This window comes from Paludibacter jiangxiensis (assembly GCF_001618385.1).
Classification (GTDB): Bacteria; Bacteroidota; Bacteroidia; order Bacteroidales; family Paludibacteraceae; genus Microbacter; species Microbacter jiangxiensis.
Genome location: NZ_BDCR01000003.1, coordinates 563581 through 581725 on the forward strand (window position 1 = coordinate 563581; position 18145 = coordinate 581725).

At 42.5% G+C, this 18145-nt stretch carries 10 protein-coding genes and 1 tRNA gene; 2 read left to right on the forward strand and 9 right to left on the reverse strand.

What is annotated here, in order from left to right:
• Positions 1-16 precede the first annotated feature (16 nt).
• From PJIAN_RS08885 to PJIAN_RS08920, 9 genes are all read right to left on the reverse strand, one after another.
• On the reverse strand, positions 17-6388 hold the full coding sequence (locus PJIAN_RS08885; RefSeq protein WP_068704162.1) for an Ig-like domain-containing protein: 6372 nt from the start codon (positions 6386-6388) through the stop codon (positions 17-19).
• Between the two features lie 782 nt (positions 6389-7170).
• Positions 7171-8901: an ATP-binding cassette domain-containing protein gene (locus tag PJIAN_RS08890; RefSeq protein ID WP_068704163.1), complete on the reverse strand. Its 1731-nt coding sequence runs from the start codon at positions 8899-8901 to the stop codon at positions 7171-7173.
• Positions 8891-9919: a nucleotidyltransferase domain-containing protein gene (locus PJIAN_RS08895; protein WP_068704169.1), complete on the reverse strand. Its 1029-nt coding sequence runs from the start codon at positions 9917-9919 to the stop codon at positions 8891-8893. Before PJIAN_RS08895 ends, PJIAN_RS08890 begins: the two co-directional genes overlap by 11 nt.
• Before the next feature lie 75 nt (positions 9920-9994).
• Positions 9995-11860, reverse strand: coding sequence for an asparagine synthase-related protein (locus PJIAN_RS08900; protein ID WP_068704170.1), 1866 nt, complete (start codon positions 11858-11860; stop codon positions 9995-9997).
• Between the two features lie 31 nt (positions 11861-11891).
• Positions 11892-12314, reverse strand: coding sequence for a lasso peptide biosynthesis B2 protein (locus tag PJIAN_RS08905; protein ID WP_068704172.1), 423 nt, complete (start codon positions 12312-12314; stop codon positions 11892-11894).
• Entirely contained in the window at positions 12311-12577 is a 267-nt protein-coding gene (locus PJIAN_RS08910; protein WP_068704174.1) for a PqqD family protein, read from the reverse strand. Before PJIAN_RS08910 ends, PJIAN_RS08905 begins: the two co-directional genes overlap by 4 nt.
• 71 nt (positions 12578-12648) lie before the next feature.
• A complete protein-coding gene (locus PJIAN_RS08915; protein ID WP_068704176.1) occupies positions 12649-13476 on the reverse strand; it encodes a phosphoenolpyruvate carboxykinase (ATP) in 828 nt (275 codons plus the stop codon).
• 111 nt (positions 13477-13587) lie between these two features.
• On the reverse strand, positions 13588-13716 hold the full coding sequence (locus tag PJIAN_RS15040) for a hypothetical protein (RefSeq protein WP_262496836.1): 129 nt from the start codon (positions 13714-13716) through the stop codon (positions 13588-13590).
• 224 nt (positions 13717-13940) lie between these two features.
• Positions 13941-14016: transfer RNA gene (locus PJIAN_RS08920), tRNA-Glu, on the reverse strand.
• Between the two features lie 150 nt (positions 14017-14166).
• Between PJIAN_RS08920 and mfd the strand changes: the two genes are divergently transcribed.
• Together mfd and PJIAN_RS08930 are read left to right on the forward strand one after the other, a co-directional pair.
• The gene (gene mfd / locus PJIAN_RS08925; protein ID WP_068704177.1) at positions 14167-17508 is read left to right on the forward strand and encodes a transcription-repair coupling factor; all 3342 of its coding nucleotides are present in this window, start codon (positions 14167-14169) and stop codon (positions 17506-17508) included.
• A gap of 77 nt (positions 17509-17585) precedes the next feature.
• Complete coding sequence (locus PJIAN_RS08930) at positions 17586-18140, forward strand: glutathione peroxidase (RefSeq protein WP_068704178.1); 555 nt, start codon at positions 17586-17588, stop codon at positions 18138-18140.
• The last annotated feature ends 5 nt before the right edge of the window (positions 18141-18145 follow it).

Below are 18145 nucleotides of genomic sequence, written 5' to 3' on the forward strand. Positions count from 1 at the left end.
TTGGACGGATTATGAATTAACGACGTAGCGTAACAGATCCTTTGATTTTCTTAACCTCCGAGGTCTTTTTATTTGTCGTTGTCACAATGTAAAAGTAGGTACCTTCCGGAAGATCTTTTCCCAAAAGATTATCCGCACCCTTGCCATCCCAATCGTCATGGTAGTCCGTACTGCGATAAACCCTGTTACCCCAACGGTTAAACACCTCGACTTCCAGAGTGACGTTGCCCGAATGAACAATCTCAAAAGTATCATTATACATGTCTTTGTTCGGTGAAAAGCCTTCCGGAATATGCAGTTCTACTTCAGGTATGAAAGTAATTGTCGTACGCGGACTGCTCGGGCTCGCCTCAGTATTTAATGGATCGTCCGACTGGGCATCCTTTATTTGACCCGTACTATTTGAAAAGCCTTCAAACAAAGCCTGATTATATACGTTACCTATGAAATTATGAGAATATACCTGTACTTCTATAACAATCGAATCTTTAGATAACGGAGCAAGATAACTACCGGACAATAGCGTAGACATTGAATTTAACCCATCATACAGGCCATTAGCCTTTAAATTACCGGATGCCGTAATATTTGTCACCTTGAAGCTTTCTCCATGAGTAAAGACTTTTGAAAGGTCATCTTCCACCTGAATATTATCCACGATGATATTTTGAAGATTGGTCAGTGAGATAGTATACTTCCAGATAAACGACCCATCACTGGTCTGTTGGGGCTTAGTGGATTGCTTTATAATCAAAAGTTTTTCAGATAATGGAGTAACTGTGATCGACATCGTAGCTGTCGACTGGTCGCCGTCTACATCCGTCAGCGTATATACAAACGTATCCGTTCCGTGATAGTTAGGTGTTGGAATATAAATATATGTTCCATCCGCATTCAGAGTTACCGTTCCATGTGACGGATTTTTGTTCACACTCCAGACATTACCTCCATCTCCACTAGGAGTATCATTCCCGGCCACAGTTCCCGACACAGATGTACATTCTACGACACTCACCGCATCGTCCTTAGCAACGGGAACATCATTCACTGATGTAATAGTAACCGTAACGGTGGCGGTAGCTGTGCCTCCGTTTCCATCGCTAACTGTAACCGTAAAACTATCATTTCCATTATAATCTTTTGCCGGAATATAGGTATAAGTTCCATCCGGATTGACAGTTACCGTTCCATGAGATGATGCTATTCCTACGGCAAAGGACAGCACATCACCATCCACATCGGTTGCAGTAGCGGTACCAGTTACTGAAGTATCCTCCTGCGTCGTAACCGGCGTTACCGTAATAACAGGATCGTCATTTACCGAAACAATCGTTATCAAAACAGTTGCAGTAGCAGTCCCTCCGTTCCCATCGCTAACACTTACCATAAAACTGTCGGCGCCATGATAATCCGTTGCAGGGGTGTAGGTATATGTACCGTCGGTATTAAATACTACAGTTCCATGTAAAGGATCGCTGTCTTTTGTAAAAATCAACGCATCCCCGTCTACGTCCGTAGCGGTCACATTGCCATTTGCCGGAATATCTTCCTGCGTCGTGACCGGTGTTGCAGTAAGAACCGGAGCATCATTTACCGGAGTTATAATAACTGTAACAGTGGCGGAAGCTGCGCCTCCATTCCCATCACTAACACTGATCGTAAAGTTATCGTCTCCGTTATAATCTTTTGCCGGAGTATAAACATAAGAACCATCTGAATGAACATCTACCGTTCCATGAGAAGGATCACTTCCTTTGGAGAAGGTCAATGCGTCTCCATCCACATCTGTTGCTGTAGCAGTACCATTTACTGAGGTATCCTCCTGCGTCGTAACCGGCGTTACCGTAATAACAGGATCGTCATTTACTGAGATTACTGTTATCGAAACCGTCCCGGTAGCAGTGCCTCCGTTCCCATCGCTAACACTTACCGTGAAACTGTCGTCTCCATGATAATCCGTTGCCGGGGTGTAGGTATATGTACCGTCAGAATTAAATACCAAAGTACCATGTGATGGATCACTGTCTTTCGAGAAAGTGAGGGCATCCCCATCTACATCCGTAGCAGTTACACTGCCATTCAAAGGTATGTCTTCCTGCGTAGTAACCGGTGTTGCGATAAGAACCGGGGCGTCATTCACCGGAGTTATAGTAACTGTAACGGTGGCTGATGCAGTGCCTCCATTCCCATCACTAACACTGATCGTAAAGTTATCGTCACCGTTATAATCTTTTGCCGGAGTATAAGTATAAGAGCCATCTGAGTGGACATCTACCGTTCCATGTACAGGATCACTTCCTTTGGAGAAGGTCAATGCGTCTCCATCCACATCGGTTGCTGTAGCGGTGCCATTTACAGGGGTATCCTCCTGTGTTGTAACCGGTGTTACCGTAATGACAGGATCGTCATTTACCGCAATAACGGTAAGATTTAGAGTTCCGACCGCAGTACCTCCGTTCCCATCAACCACTGTATAAGTAACTGAAGGCACAGCGCCATTATAATCTTTATCGGGAGTAAGAGTAAAATCTCCGTTGGCATTTAAGATAAATGTACCTTTCCCCGAAATAACCACTGCCGTTCCTGGCAAATAATTTGTCCCATCCATGGTAAAGCCGGTAACCGTAAGAACATCCCCGTCGACATCGGTTGCGCCCGCCATGACTGTGCTCACCAATGGAGTATCTTCAGGTGTGGACACTGACAACAGCGTAGTTACCGGATCATCATTTACCGGAGTAATAGTAACCGTAACGGTGCCAGAAGCTACGCCTCCATTCCCATCGCTAACACTGATCATAAAGGTATCGTCACCGTTATAATCTTTTGCAGGAGTATAAGTATAAGAGCCATCTGAATGGACATCTACCGTTCCATGTGATGGATCACTTCCTTTAGAGAAGGTCAGTGCGTCTCCATCCACATCGGTTGCTGTAGCGGTGCCACTTACAGGGGTATCCTCCTGCGTCGTAACCGGTGTTACCGTAATAACCGGATCGTCATTTACAGAGATTACTGTTATCGAAACCGTTCCGGTGGCAGTACCTCCATTGCCATCACTAACACTTACCGTAAAACTGTCGTCGCCATGATAATCCGTCGCTGGGGTGTAAGTATATGTGCCGTCAGAATTAAATACTAAAGTACCATGTGATGGATCACTGTCTTTCGAGTAGGTGAGGGCATCTCCGTCTACATCGGTAGCGATTACACTGGCATTCAAAGGTATATCTTCCTGAGTGGTAACCAGTGTTGCAGCAAGAACAGGATCATCATTTACCGGAGTAATAGTAACCGTAACAGTGCCGGTGGCGGTGCCTCCGTTCCCATCGCTAACACTGATCATAAAACTGTCGTCGCCGTTATAATCTTTTGCAGGGGTATAAGTATAAGAGCCATCTGAGTGGACATCTACCGTTCCATGTGATGGATCACTTCCTTTGGAGAAAGTCAATGCGTCTCCATCCACATCGGTTGCAGTGACAGTGCCACTTACAGGGGTATCCTCCTGCGTCGTAACCGGTGTTACCGTAATGACCGGATCGTCATTTACTGAGATTACTGTTATCGAAACCGTTCCGGTAGCAGTACCTCCATTGCCATCACTGACACTCACAGTGAAACTATCGTCGCCATGATAATCCGTTGCAGGGGTGTAAGTGTATGTGCCGTCAGAATTAAATACCAAAGTACCATGTGATGGATCGCTGTCTTTCGAGTAGGTGAGGGCATCTCCATCTACATCGGTAGCGGTTACACTGCCATTCAAAGGTGTATCTTCCTGCGTCGTAACCGGTGTATCCGAAAGAACCGGTGCGTCATTCACCGGAGTAATAGTAACTGTAACGGTGGCAGAAGCTACGCCTCCATTTCCATCACTAACGCTGATCGTAAAGCTGTCGTCCCCGTTATAATCTTTTACCGGAGTGTACGTGTATGTTCCATCTGAATGAACATCTACCGTTCCATGAGATGGTGCTGTCCCTACGGCAAAGGTCAATACATCGCCATCCACATCGGTTGCTGTGGCGGTTCCATTTACTGGGGTATCTTCCGGTGTTGTGACTGGTGTTACCGTAATGACCGGATCGTCATTTACTGAAATTACTGTTATCGAAACCGTTCCGGTAGCAGTACCTCCGTTGCCATCGCTAACGCTTACTGTGAAACTGTCGGCGCCATGATAATCCTGCGCCGGAGTGTAGGTATATGTGCCGTCAGAATTAAATACCAAAGTACCATGTGATGGATCGCTGTCTTTCGAGTAGGTGAGGGCATCTCCATCTACATCGGTAGCGGTTACACTACCATTCAAAGGTGTATCTTCCTGCGTCGTAACCGGTGTATCCGAAAGAACCGGTGCGTCATTCACCGGAGTAATAGTAACTGTAACGGTGGCAGAAGCTACGCCTCCATTTCCATCACTAACGCTGATCGTAAAGCTGTCGTCCCCGTTATAATCTTTTACCGGAGTGTACGTGTATGTTCCATCTGAATGAACATCTACCGTTCCATGAGATGGATCACTTCCTTTGGAGAAGGTCAACGCGTCTCCATCCACATCCGTAGCAGTAGCGGTACCATTTACAGGGGTATCCTCCTGCGTCGTAACCGGTGTTACCGTAATAACCGGATCGTCATTTACTGAGATTACTGTTATCGAAACCGTTCCGGTTGCAGTACCTCCATTTCCATCACTGACATTGACCGTAAAACTGTCGGCGCCATGATAATCCTGCGCCGGGGTGTAGGTATATGTGCCGTCGGAATTAAATACTACTGTACCATGTAAAGGATCACTATCTTTTGTGATAGTCAACACATCTCCATCTACGTCTGTAGCCGTTACGCTGCCGTTAACAGAGGTATCTTCGTCTGTGGTTACTGATGGTGCTGTAAGAACCGGATTATCATTTACCGAAGTAATAGTGACTGTTACCGTGGCGGTGACGGTACCTCCGTTTCCATCGCTTACACTTACCGTGAAGCTATCATCGCCATGATAATCTTGTGCCGGAGTATACGTATATGTTCCATCTGGGTTAAAAACCACCATACCATGAATAGGATCGCTATCTTTTGTGATGGTCAACACATCGCCATCTACGTCTGTAGCCGTTACGCTGCCGTTAACAGGAATATCTTCCGGTGTTGTGATTGGCGTCGCTGTGAGGACCGGATCGTCATTTACCGGAGTAATAGTAACTGTTACCGTTGCTGTAGCTGTTCCACCGTTGCCATCGCTAACAATAATCGTAAAACTATCGTCTCCGTTATAATCTTTTGCCGGAGAATAAGAATAAGAGCCATCTGAATTTACCACCGCCGTTCCATGAGCAGGAGCTGTTCCTAGTGCAAAGGTCAATACATCTCCATCCACATCGGTTGCAGTGGCAGTTCCGTTTACAGGAGTGTCTTCTGGTGTCGTAACTGGTGTTGCGGTAATAACAGGTGCATCATTTACCGATGTAATAGTAATTGTAACCGTTGCGGTAGCCGTACCTCCATTACCATCGCTAACGCTTACCGTGAAACTATCATCACCATAATAATCCTGCGCCGGAGTGTACGCGTATGTCCCATCAGGATTAAATACTACAGTACCATGTAAAGGATCACTATCTTTTGTGATGGTCAACACATCTCCATCTACATCCGTCGCGGTTACGCTACCGTTAACAGGCGTATCTTCCTGCGTCGTGACTGGTGTTGCAGTCAGAACAGGATCGTCGTTCACCGGAAGAACCGTCACAACAATTTTTACGGTTGAGATACCCCCGTTACCATCATTGACTGTAATAGTAAAACTATCTTTTCCATTAAAATCTTTATCCGGAGTATAAAGGTAATCTCCATTAGAGTTCACTATAAGTGCTCCATGTAAAGGACTAATACCCTTACTAAAAGTCATATTATCACCATCATCATCCGAAGCGCTAACGCTATCATATATCGGACTATCTTCCATGGTCGTTTGCCTGATAGTAATTACAGGTACTTGATTTACATGATTTACAGTTACGTTTACTGTTGCAGTAGCAGATCCGCCATTGCCATCGGTTACTCCCACGACAAAACTATCAGATCCTGAATAATCGAGATAGGGGGTATATGTAAAAGTACCATCTGCATTTACCACTACGCTACCGTGTGCCGGATCACTGACTTTTGAGAATGTCAGCACATCGCCATCAGCATCCGTAGCGGTGACACTACCGTTAACCGGAGTATTTTCGAGAGTAGTAACAGAAGCTGCCGAAGCTACAGGATCATGGTTTGCTTCTGATACATTGGTTCTTCGAGTAGAAAGTGGAGAAAACGAAAAAGCGGTATTTTGTTTCAAAGCAACAGCCGATAAGCCGGCCTCTACATGCGTTTGCCCAAACATTCTATTGAATGAACATTCGCTTTCAAAGCATATGAATGCTAACAAAAGAAAGAATCTTAGACCTCCAGCATACCCCCCCATATCAACTGATTTTTTAAAATTTATACGACTTTTCATCCGATCAAGCTATAAATAAGCCTTATCATTTTGCAACTGCTATCTTAAATAAGTATCAACGCGTCCATAGCAGTGATTAAGATAACAGATTATATACCAAAGAAATATCTTTTTATACCAGAGATTTCTTTGCATTTCGGTATTTACCCGAAACAGGCAATCGTTTTTCTTGTGGGAGACTCTCTATTTTTCGATACCAACAATTCCATGCAGTCTACTATCACGTAACCTGTATAGGCAGGATAATTATGCAAGCAGAAAACATTCTAAAGAAACAAGCTATTATTTGTCCATTAATAAAGACACAAATAATTGATTTGCACTCAAAAAAGGACAAAACAATAACGTCTTTAAACAAGAATAAATCTTATTTCTCTTAGGATTTTGGGGAATGTACTCTAGATTATTAAAAAGTGCAGAATGAAGATTTTACCGGCATTTCCACGCTTCAAGAAAGTTAATAGATTCACTAAAACGTGGAACAACACCCCGGATAATAAAAATATCCGAATAAACATCAATAATCTTCAATAAACCAAAAAAACTCAATACTATAAGATCGGGAAAGACCTTAAGTGAATGAGATATTTACATAATATTTGCTTTACTTACTGCAAAGATACACGCAAAATTATAAATTCAATAAAATATACGAATAGAAAATTTCAGTTTATGCTCTTTACAGACTTTACCACAAGGGCATCAAGATCAATTATCTGGTCAAAATAAGGCATTAAGCTCTCCCTGTGTGTCACAAACACAATCGTTATTTCTTTCTTTAAAACACTTAAACAATGCATAATGTGGCCTTCTGTCTTTTTATCAAGGGCAGAAGTCGCCTCATCCAGCAGAAGCAGTTTAGGGAACCTCAACAGTATACGTGCAAGCGCTAAACGTTGCCTTTCTCCTCCCGAAAAATGGTATTGAAAATTGGTTATTTTAGCAGAAAGTCCCTCTTTTTCGCGTAAAACAATATCAAGGGCATTTACTTTGGACAGCATCTCCATTATTTGCGCGTCAGTAACTTTATACGGAGTATCCCACACCAGATTTTCACGGATAGTTCCGTCTACAAAGCAAACATCCTGGGTCAAATAGCCAACATGCTGCCTCCAGTTGGCCGATTCATCTTTTTGAAGCTGATTTTCTCCAACCAGAATTACGCCCTCCGTTGGTTGCAAAAGCCCGGTAAGAAGGTCAAGCAAAGTAGTTTTCCCTTTCCCCGATTGCCCTATAATACCCGTAATGGCACAATTGGGAATTTCTAGTCGCATTTTTTCAAAAACAGGAGTGCCGGAACGATATGCGAATGTTATGTCTTCAAATCGGATATTACCGCTCAAGCCATTAGCCGGTGGCACAGACAATTCTCCAAAGAACTTATCTTCCAATTCATTATCTGTTGCAATCACCAGATTAACCGACTGAAGATTAGTCGCCATCATATCCAGATAATTATTGCAACTTGTAAACAGCGGGAATAGCCTGCCAAACAACAGGATCAGCACAAAAATTGAAGTGAGGGGCATTGAATCGACCCTGTATCCGGTATAAATAATGACAACAAGACCAATAATACCTGTGATGGTGAAAACAAACTGAGACAGTGCTCTGTTTTTATTTTGCTTTTGCTGTAACGAAAACATGCGGGCGTTCATTTCGCTGTATTTCTGGTAATAAAATGCTTCTGCATTATGCACTTTGGCTTGTTTCACCATCGTCCAGAAATCGTCAATTTGTTTCGACATCTGACGAAAAATCCCAATATTCAAGCCACCTAACGAAAGCGAGCGCAAAATGAATTTCTTGAGGATAAGGAAGCAAATTCCACCCACAAGCAACACCAAGAACGTGAACTTAACCGAAACCAGAAACGAAAGCGCAATATTTGCTCCGATTAATATCAGGGAAGTGATTAAATTCATCAGGGCAAAATAATAGACCGATAACTTCGGTATCTCTGAAGAGAGAATTTGAATGTGGGTATGCCGGCTTTTACCGGTTAGATGCTGCCAATCGGACAAGACGATTTTTCTGAACAACCGGCTACGAAGCGTATGGATAAACTGTTGTTCGTATTCCGATTGCCACTTCGATTTCAAATAACCGAGCAGAGCTATGATTAAGAGCAATATAACAAAGCATATCAATATAAACTCCAGCGAAAATGAGATATTCCATTTTTCGCCGATCCCTTTCATCCAGTCTGCCACCTGATTGTGAGAAGAAGCCGGTGAGCTTTTATCTAGCATGCTCAACAACGGAATAAGCATTACAATGGATATGCCCTGATTCAGTCCCAACAGCAAAGTAAGGATAAAAACGCCAACCAGCCGAAGAGGTCTGTTGCGGTAAAAATAGCTGAAACTATGTAAAATCTGGCGGCTATTTTGCATAGTTCAATCTGCGTTTAATATAGCTGTAGGGCCGGTAGATAAAGTAAACAATTCGGAAAGAAGATTTAATCCTGAACAAATCAATCGGAATAATAGCCGATGTTAGGAATGCCCGCCATTTGTAAGACAACGTATTGCACAACAAAAATTTGTATCTTATACCTACAATACCATCACTTATAGGACGCTGGAGTAGCACCTCCTCATCAATTAATGCCAATGGATATGATTTCAGCAAACGGGGAATTGGAATTTGCGTAAATAAAGGTTGATTGATTTGAAAAAAATAATTCAATAGGAATCCGATTTGCGACACCATCCGCCCGGCTTTCAATTGCCTCACGAGACCATGCCATCTGTCGGCATTAATAGTCTCAAAAGGAAAATCTTTGATATCAACCAGCCATTTCAATCGTTGCCAGCCATGTTTAGAGCCATGGATAACCAGATATAACAAATTAAGTTCTGGCGCAAAGACCGCCACTTCACGACCACCAAATGCTATTTGTTGACGGTTATTTTCTGCAATCTGCCTGAATATTTTTGCCTTGAGGGGGAAAGGTTCGGAAACCGACCAGTGGATTTCCACCATGAATTGATTTGCCTTGTGCTCATATGCCAAATGATGAACACAATCCATCAATATCTTTTGGCGGGATAACTCCTCCGGCCATGATAAATTATCAACACCCACATAATCGTGTTCCGTTAGCAAGCTATTGACTTTTGTCATATCCGACCTGTCTGTCAGCAAAATATCTACGTCGTGGGAAAGACGAAGCGAAGGATTTCCGTATAGTTGTTGCGAAAGCACCGGCCCTTTCAGGCAAATAAAACCTATTTGGTTCTGCTGTAACAGGTCAACAATCTGAATAAAATAGCGAATCTTATTCAAGACCTGCATCTTTTCAGCCAGAAATTCCCGACTCCTGTTCTCTCCCAACAAACCATCAATTTGCTGATGGCTCAACCGGTGTCGGTCATGAAGTCGTTCTCTGGTAAAAGTTTCGCTAATCATGGATAACGTATTGATGTCTCTTTCTATACAAAGATATGTTTTTTGAGGATAGTTTCTCCGTGAAGCTCTATTGCGTCACAAATTTTCCGAATCGCTATTCTGCTTATGTTTCTTCATACAGTATGGATTGGTAGCAACATATTTTTCCACCAAACCTTTATACCTGAGGAAGAAACGGATATCATACATTCCCACAATAAATGCTTTCATATCTTCTGGTTCTTTAACTGTGCATTTATAAAATTCATTCGCATTAAAAAAACTCAAAAATGACGAAGTCGTATATAAATTCGGACTTTTTTCCAACATTTTCTTTATGCGGATATCTCGATCTACACAGTTTTTATAAAACACAGCTTCTTCTTTTCCTTGCCTTAACCTAACAGAGTCAACCAATATGCCTCTCAGTGCCTCTCTATATAAAAGCCTGGGATACATCTGTTCGATCGTATATTTAATTGGAATTGTCATCCAAAATTCTAATAAATCTTTATCCAAAAGCGGAAACTTATACTCGATTCCATACCTTTCACCAAATAAAGCCCATGAATCCATTCTCTGTGGAAGATGATATCGATAAAGAAGTCTGAACATGAAACCTTTTCTATCTCCAAACCCATAAATATTTTTTTCCGTATGAAAAAAGAATGCTCTCCAGTGTTTTATTACAAAGTGTGACTGAAAAAATTTACATCCATTTTGTTTATAAACTGCCATCTCCGACAATCTAAAAGGAACTATAGAAGGTAATATTTCACCACGAACTCTGCCTATTGTCGCTTTTAAGCCCCAACGTTTAATCCAGCGGAAAAGAGTCAATAATTTCAATCGAAAAACAATATGATTAATGGATCCTCTCAAACTTAACGACACAAATTCATCTCCACCCCATCCACTGAAAAGCGTACTGATATCATCGTTGCAAGCTTGACGCATTGTGTGGATTTCAATAGGCATCTGTTCAAACTCAGGCAAAATAAAATCATCAATATTAGCCGAATCTTTGTATGATAAATAGGCAACCTCTATCCCTTTTTGCTCTGCAAACTCATCCACCAGTTCTTTTTCGTTCAAGCCATCGATATCTCCATCTTTTGATTCAGGAGACCAGGAATACCCTTTCATTCGTGCTTTGTTATCAATGTTGTCTGCAAGGATAGCAGCCACCCCGGATGAATCTATTCCACCACTGACATGAGCTCCAATTGTTCCCTGTTCCATTCGAACCTGAACTGATTTCATCAAAGACTTCCGCAGACAAGACACAGCCATCTCAAAAGTAAGACCCCTATTTGTCCTTATTTTCTCTGGCCACCAATATTTCGTATTTACTATCTTACCTGTAGTTATATTTGTCACATATCCGGGAATAATTTTTTTGATGTGCTCAAAAACTGTGAGTTTATATTTTTTCCTTTTATGTAAATTAAAATTTCTCACTAAAGCTTCTTCAGATAAAGTATTATTAGCCAGATTTGATTTTGCAATACCAAACTCATGAGAAGCAAATATTAATAAATCTTCTTTGACGCTATAAGTCAGTGGACGTACGCCAATATGGTCACGCACCAAAAGGACTTTCTGCTGTTGAAAATCAATAATCACGGCAGCAAAATCGCCATTGAATTTATCGGCAAAACCAGCACCCCATGTCAGGTAAGCTTTTGCAAAGGCTTCTTCCGGTTGTTCAAATTCAAACGACTGCTTAAATTCTTCACTGTTATAGATACGGGCATCACATAACACGGCAACTCGTTCGCTGGTATAAATTCCAGCTTTCGGCGTTCGCTTCTTGTTCCAACAATATCCCCAACCGTACGAACTATTTATTTCGATCTTGCTCTCAAAATCATTCCACTGGACTGCTTTTCCCAACTTCCGGACGTTCTCCGGGTTGATAGCACCGCCCTTCAAATTTACAATACCAAAAATAAAACCCATAGTTCAATTAGTTTTAGCCATAAGCCCCGTTTCAGAAGCGAAATATTTCTTTATACCCGTCGCTACCTTTTGGTGTTACCAACAACTCACCGACCATCAACCAAGCATGAGCATTCATTTTAAGTTGAGTGTCGTTTTCGAACCGGAGTCCCAAATAGAGTACCGAAGCAATATTCCGTCGGGAGAGCATTAAGCGAGCGGCAAAAGAACTTACCAGACATCTGTTTTTCCAGAAAGCAAGTTTATTGGCTCGCGATATTGCCCTACCAATGACTTGCGCCTCGTTCAAATCGACAGGGACAGATACAGGTGGAAGTATCTTAAATTGTTTGATGCAATCTTTAAATGGGAGAACAAATAGCAGTAGTTTAGCATAAAAAAGAAACGCTACTGCTTCTGCAAATAGCGTCTTCTCTCGGGTTGGTAGTCTCAGTAAGCTAATCAACCGATTCATACTTTTTGAACAATTTCGAATTTAACAGCCTTATCCAAAAACTCCAGCACCTCTTTCCGACAAATCTTCTCTTCTACCTCAAATTCGGTCATTAATACGCCAATAATTTCTTCAAAACTTTTGGGCTGATCCAGCAACGCCCATATCCTTTTCCCAACAGGATTCAAGCCGAAGTACTTACCATTTTCAAGATGCATCATCACCTGGTTGTCATCTAATTCACCATCAATAATTTGACGGTTTTTGCAGTATTTTTCTATCATGTTGTATATGATTTTTCGACTAAGTAAATAATGATTGTTCCCCGAAACACGGCACAGCAACACTCACCTCGTTATAACTGTTCCCGAATAAATTCCATGGTAGCATATATACTGCTTGTTTGAGGGCGCAAGACCTGCAGAACCTCTACCGATTGGGATAGTTTTAGCAATTGCGAAAAGAGGTTCCGTTCTGCTTTAGGCATTCCTTTCAGATAAATTTTTCGATAGATATGACTCCGCAACAGGTTGAATTTTTCCATACCTACAGGCCTCATTACTTCATACCGGTCTTTATCGTGAATCCCTAGCACAACCAGAGTATTTAATTTCTGTTTTTCCTGACAATTATTTTCTACCGGAACATAGAATTTCTGCATGGAAGGTCGGATCTTTTCCAAATTTTCAGTCCCAATAGAGAGTTTTGCTAAGGCATCTTCCCATAATTTGATTCGCGTTCGGATCGGCATAATCCAAATTCCGAACTCGTCTATGGTTACCGGTGTAATATCATCGTTAATAAACCGTGCCCCTTGTTGGCAAAAAGCAGCTGTTACCGACGATTTTCCAGCACCGGAATACCCACAAATAATTGTCCCTTTCTGGTTCAGTTCAAATGAACAACCATGGAAAGGGATGATCCCTTTCTGATGAAGAAGAGCTCCAAAAACTGAACCATTCAAAAACAGTTGTATGGACGCTGTATCAACTCCAGAAAAAGGAGATACTGTTATTTCACATCCATTTTGAACACGATAAGTAGCTACTTTATCTATCTTAAGCCAAAAATCAGTTTCATTAATCCGAATTGACTGATTGGTATATAACGAATCTAAATCAATTTCAGTTCTCTCTTTTTCTATAGCAATTTGAACGAAATCGAGAGGAAAACTAAATACCATAACATATTAGATAAAATGTAAATGCATACAGATTTACAATTTAATATTTAGCGTGCTAAAAAAGGAAGCATGGTTATACTGACCTTAAATATATTCAAAATTAAGCATCAATCAACTAGGACCAGTATACGTATCATATTCAGAGGACAAATAAGTTAATTTTGTCCCTGCCGTCTCCATCACATCCAGATCAATAATTTCGGGAGAGATCCATTCTTTTTTTTCTCTTTGTTCGTTCATAGTCGTAAAATTAAATTATTTTTACAATAAATAATCTTGTTGCAAATACAAAATTATAAACAGTAAAGATAATTTTTTCAAATAATATTGTCAATAGCCAGATTTTTTCATCACGTTAATTATTCATAAAGCAGACAAATCCAAAGTAGATTTATTTTTCCATTATATACTGCTTTATGCAAAAAGAAAGGACTCATCACTTAAAAAAGTAATGAGTCCTCGTATGGTAGCGGAGTCGGGAATCGAACCCGGGTCTCAACCGTGAGAGAGTTGCGTGCTGGGCCACTACACCACACCGCCATTGATTATACAATGCAAAGGTATAGTAGCTTCTTAAGTTTTACAACCTTTTTATTGTTAATTTTCGTACCAAAATCGGCAAATCTGTGGACTCTGCACTATAAATTATCTTGACGGTAATATATCTATTTTTGTATCTTTGCATCACTTATGGAACTGTCTGAATTTCTATCATATTATGCCGCTCATCCGCAGGTGGCAACGATAGGGAAATGGCTCACATCAGGCAAACGCAATCTGCAAATCGGGGGATTACTCGGTTCTGCCCGCGCGCTTGTTGTGGCATCTCTCTATTTTAAACAACCCTTCCACGCGTTGCTCGTGCTTGACGATGCGGAGGAAGCCGGTTACGCGTATCACGATCTGGTGCAACTTTTGGGTAACGATCCGGTCTATTTTATGCCGTCGTCGTATAAAACAGGAGTTAAATACGGCCAAGTCGACTCTGCTAACGAGATACTCCGTACGGAAGTACTCAACTTCGCTGCACGGAAAGAACCCGGCATCATCGTAACCTACCCCGATGCTTTGATCGAAAAAGTCATTGCCAACAATGCTCTTAGCGATTGTACTCTCACATTGCATACAGGCGAACGGGTCAATACCGATTTTGTAATCAGCATGCTCACCGAATACGGTTTTTCGCGAGTGGATTTTGTGTACGAACCGGGGCAATTCTCGGTACGCGGAAGCATTATCGACGTTTTTTCCTTTTCTTTCGAATATCCGTACCGTATCGATTTTTTCGGAGATGAAGTGGAAACCATCCGTACGTTCGACATCGAAACCCAGCTCTCCAAAGAAACCAGAAACGAAGTTTCGATCGTTTCGGACTTGAAACAACAAGATTCACTGGAAAAAGTCTCTTTTCTGGAATTCATATCACCGGAGACAACGTTATTCTTTACCGACTTTCGCTTTACCAGCGGCCGCATCGGCGATTTGTACGACGACATGCTCATCAAAGCCAACGAAGCCAAACAGGGAATTCCCAATCTCGAAGCATCTTTGATGACTTCAGAATTGTTTGTAGAGCAAGTTATCAATTTCAGAAAAGTAGAGATTGGTAGCAAAGCCACTTTTACCGACAACGAAAAAATTGAATTCAGCACCTCGATACAACCGCTCTTCCATAAAAATTTTGATCTGGTAAGTCAAAGCTTCACACAATCGATAAAGGAGGGATACCGCATTTACATTCTGAGCGATAGCAAGAAACAAACTGACCGTATTGCCGGAATTTTCAACGATCGGGGGGATGAAATTAATTTTACGCCGGTACTGAAGACGCTGCACGAGGGTTTCGTCGATCACGATATGAAACTCTGCTGCTATACCGATCACCAGGTATTCGACCGGTATCACAAATATTCGCTTCGTTCCGACAGCGCTCGCGCCGGGAAAGTAGTGATGACGCTCAAAGAGCTCAACCAGCTCAATCAGGGTGACTACGTTGTTCACGTCGACCACGGCATCGGACGCTTTGCCGGTCTGTTCACGATGGACGTTAACGGCAAAAAACAGGAGGTCATCAAGCTGGTATATAAAGATGACGATATTATTTTTGTCAGCATTCACGCCCTTCATCGTATTTCAAAATACAAGGGAAAAGAAGGCGAGCCTCCAAAGATCAATAAACTCGGTACCGGAGCGTGGGAACGCCTGAAAGAGAAAACAAAGAAAAAGGTAAAGGACATTGCCCGCGAGTTGATTCAGCTTTATGCTAAACGTCGGGCAGAAAAAGGTTTTCGCTATTCACCCGACAGTTACCTACAACACGAACTCGAAGCCTCGTTCCTTTACGAGGATACTCCAGACCAGAGCAAGGCAACGGCCGATATAAAGCAGGATATGGAGTCGGATTTGCCGATGGACCGGCTTGTTTGTGGTGACGTGGGGTTCGGGAAAACCGAAGTGGCCGTACGCGCAGCATTCAAAGCTGCAACTGACGGAAAACAGGTGGCCGTGCTGGTTCCTACCACCGTACTGGCTCTCCAGCATTACCGTACCTTCAGCGAACGATTAAAAGACCTGCCTTGTACTGTCGATTACCTGAGCCGGGCACGTAATGCTGCCGACACAAAGGAATTATTGAGCCGATTGAAAGAGGGCAAAATCGATATTCTGATCGGCACGCACAAACTAATCGGCAAAAGCGTACATTTCAAAGATTTGGGATTGCTGATTGTCGACGAAGAACAGAAATTCGGGGTTTCGGTAAAGGAAAAGCTTCGCCAGATCAAGGTAAATGTGGATACGATGACAATGACGGCAACGCCGATTCCGCGCACGTTACAATTTTCGCTGATGGGAGCCCGCGACCTTTCTATTATTAACACGCCCCCACCCAACCGCTACCCGGTGCAGACGTCGCTTTACGAATTCAACGAAGATGTAATCCGCGAGGCAATTACGTTCGAAATGGAGCGTAACGGTCAGGTATTCTTCATCAACAACCGCATCCACAACATCTACGAAATAGAAGCGTTGGTTAAACGCCTGATCCCCGGAGTACGTGTAGTCGTCGGCCACGGACAGATGCCTCCCGAAAAGCTGGAGAAGATTATTCTGGACTTTGTCGATTATGAATACGATGTGATGATCGCGACCTCCATTCTCGAGTCAGGGATTGATATGCCAAACGTCAACACCATCATTATCAACAGTGCACATCAGTTTGGGTTGAGTGACCTCCACCAGTTGCGTGGTCGCGTGGGACGAACCAACCGTAAGGCTTTCTGTTATCTGATGACGCCACCGACCAATCTTATCACTCCCGAAGCGCGCCGCCGCCTGCAGGCCATCGAAAATTTTGCCGATCTGGGCAGTGGTTTCAACATCGCCATGCAGGACCTCGATATCCGTGGAGCTGGCAACATGTTGGGTGCCGAACAGAGCGGTTTTATTGCAGAGTTGGGCTACGAGACCTACCAAAAGATTCTGAACGAAGCTGTTCAGGAATTGAGAGACGAAGAGTTTGCCGATCTTTACCGCGAAGTGGAAGCCGAAAAAGGAGAGAAAACCATAGAATATGTTACCGATTGTCAGATTGAATCGGATTTTGAACTGATGTTCCCGGCTACCTACATCGAAAGCATACCCGAAAGGATGAACCTCTACCGTGAATTGGACAACATTACCAACGAACGCGATTTAACCGATTTCGAACAACGTCTGAACGACCGTTTCGGATCAATTCCTCAGGAAGGGTTGGAACTGATTCAGGTGGTACGACTTCGGTGGTTGGCAAAAGAATACGGTATCGAGAAATTGGTTTTGAAGAACGAAAAATGGATTGCCTACCTGGTTACCAATCCACAATCGCCTTATTATAAATCGAATAATTTCGGGAAGGTACTTAATTACATGGCCAAATATCCGCGTAAATGTCAGTTAAAAGAGAACAAAGACAAACGTTCGGTAGTAATTACGCCGGTACGCAGCGTGATGGAGGCCTACAATGTGATGACCACCATTACTCAGGGAGATTAATTCTGTTTTGTTGGGATTGAGTGTATCTTTGTAGTCCCGGTGTCACAAACCGGTTAACCATTTAATTTTAAAACAATATGAAAACAAGACATATTTCTATTCTTTTGCTCATTGTTTTGAGCATAACCGGTGCGGTTCACGCGCAGTCCGCAAAGCCGATCTATCAGTTTTCGGTGACCGATCTGTACGGTAAGACCTTTGATTTTTCATCCCTCAAAGGAAAGAAAGTGATGATTGTAAACACCGCTTCCAAATGCGGACTGACACCCCAATACAAGCTTTTGGAGGCTCTGTATGAAAAATATAAAGACCAAAATTTTGTAATCGTAGGTTTTCCGGCCAACAATTTTGCAGGACAGGAGCCCGGCAGTAACAGCGAGATCGCCGAATTTTGTCAACAAAACTACGGAGTCACGTTTCCTATGATGGAAAAAATATCGGTGAAGGGCAACGATCAGCATCCTATTTACAAATACCTGACGACAAAGGCAGAAAACGGTTTTCAGGATTCGGAGGTACAGTGGAATTTTCAGAAATACCTGATTGATGCCAAGGGTTATCTGGTCAAAGTGATTCCGCCGCGAACCCTACCCGACAGCCCTGAAATCATCAGTTGGATAGAACAAAAATAGACGAA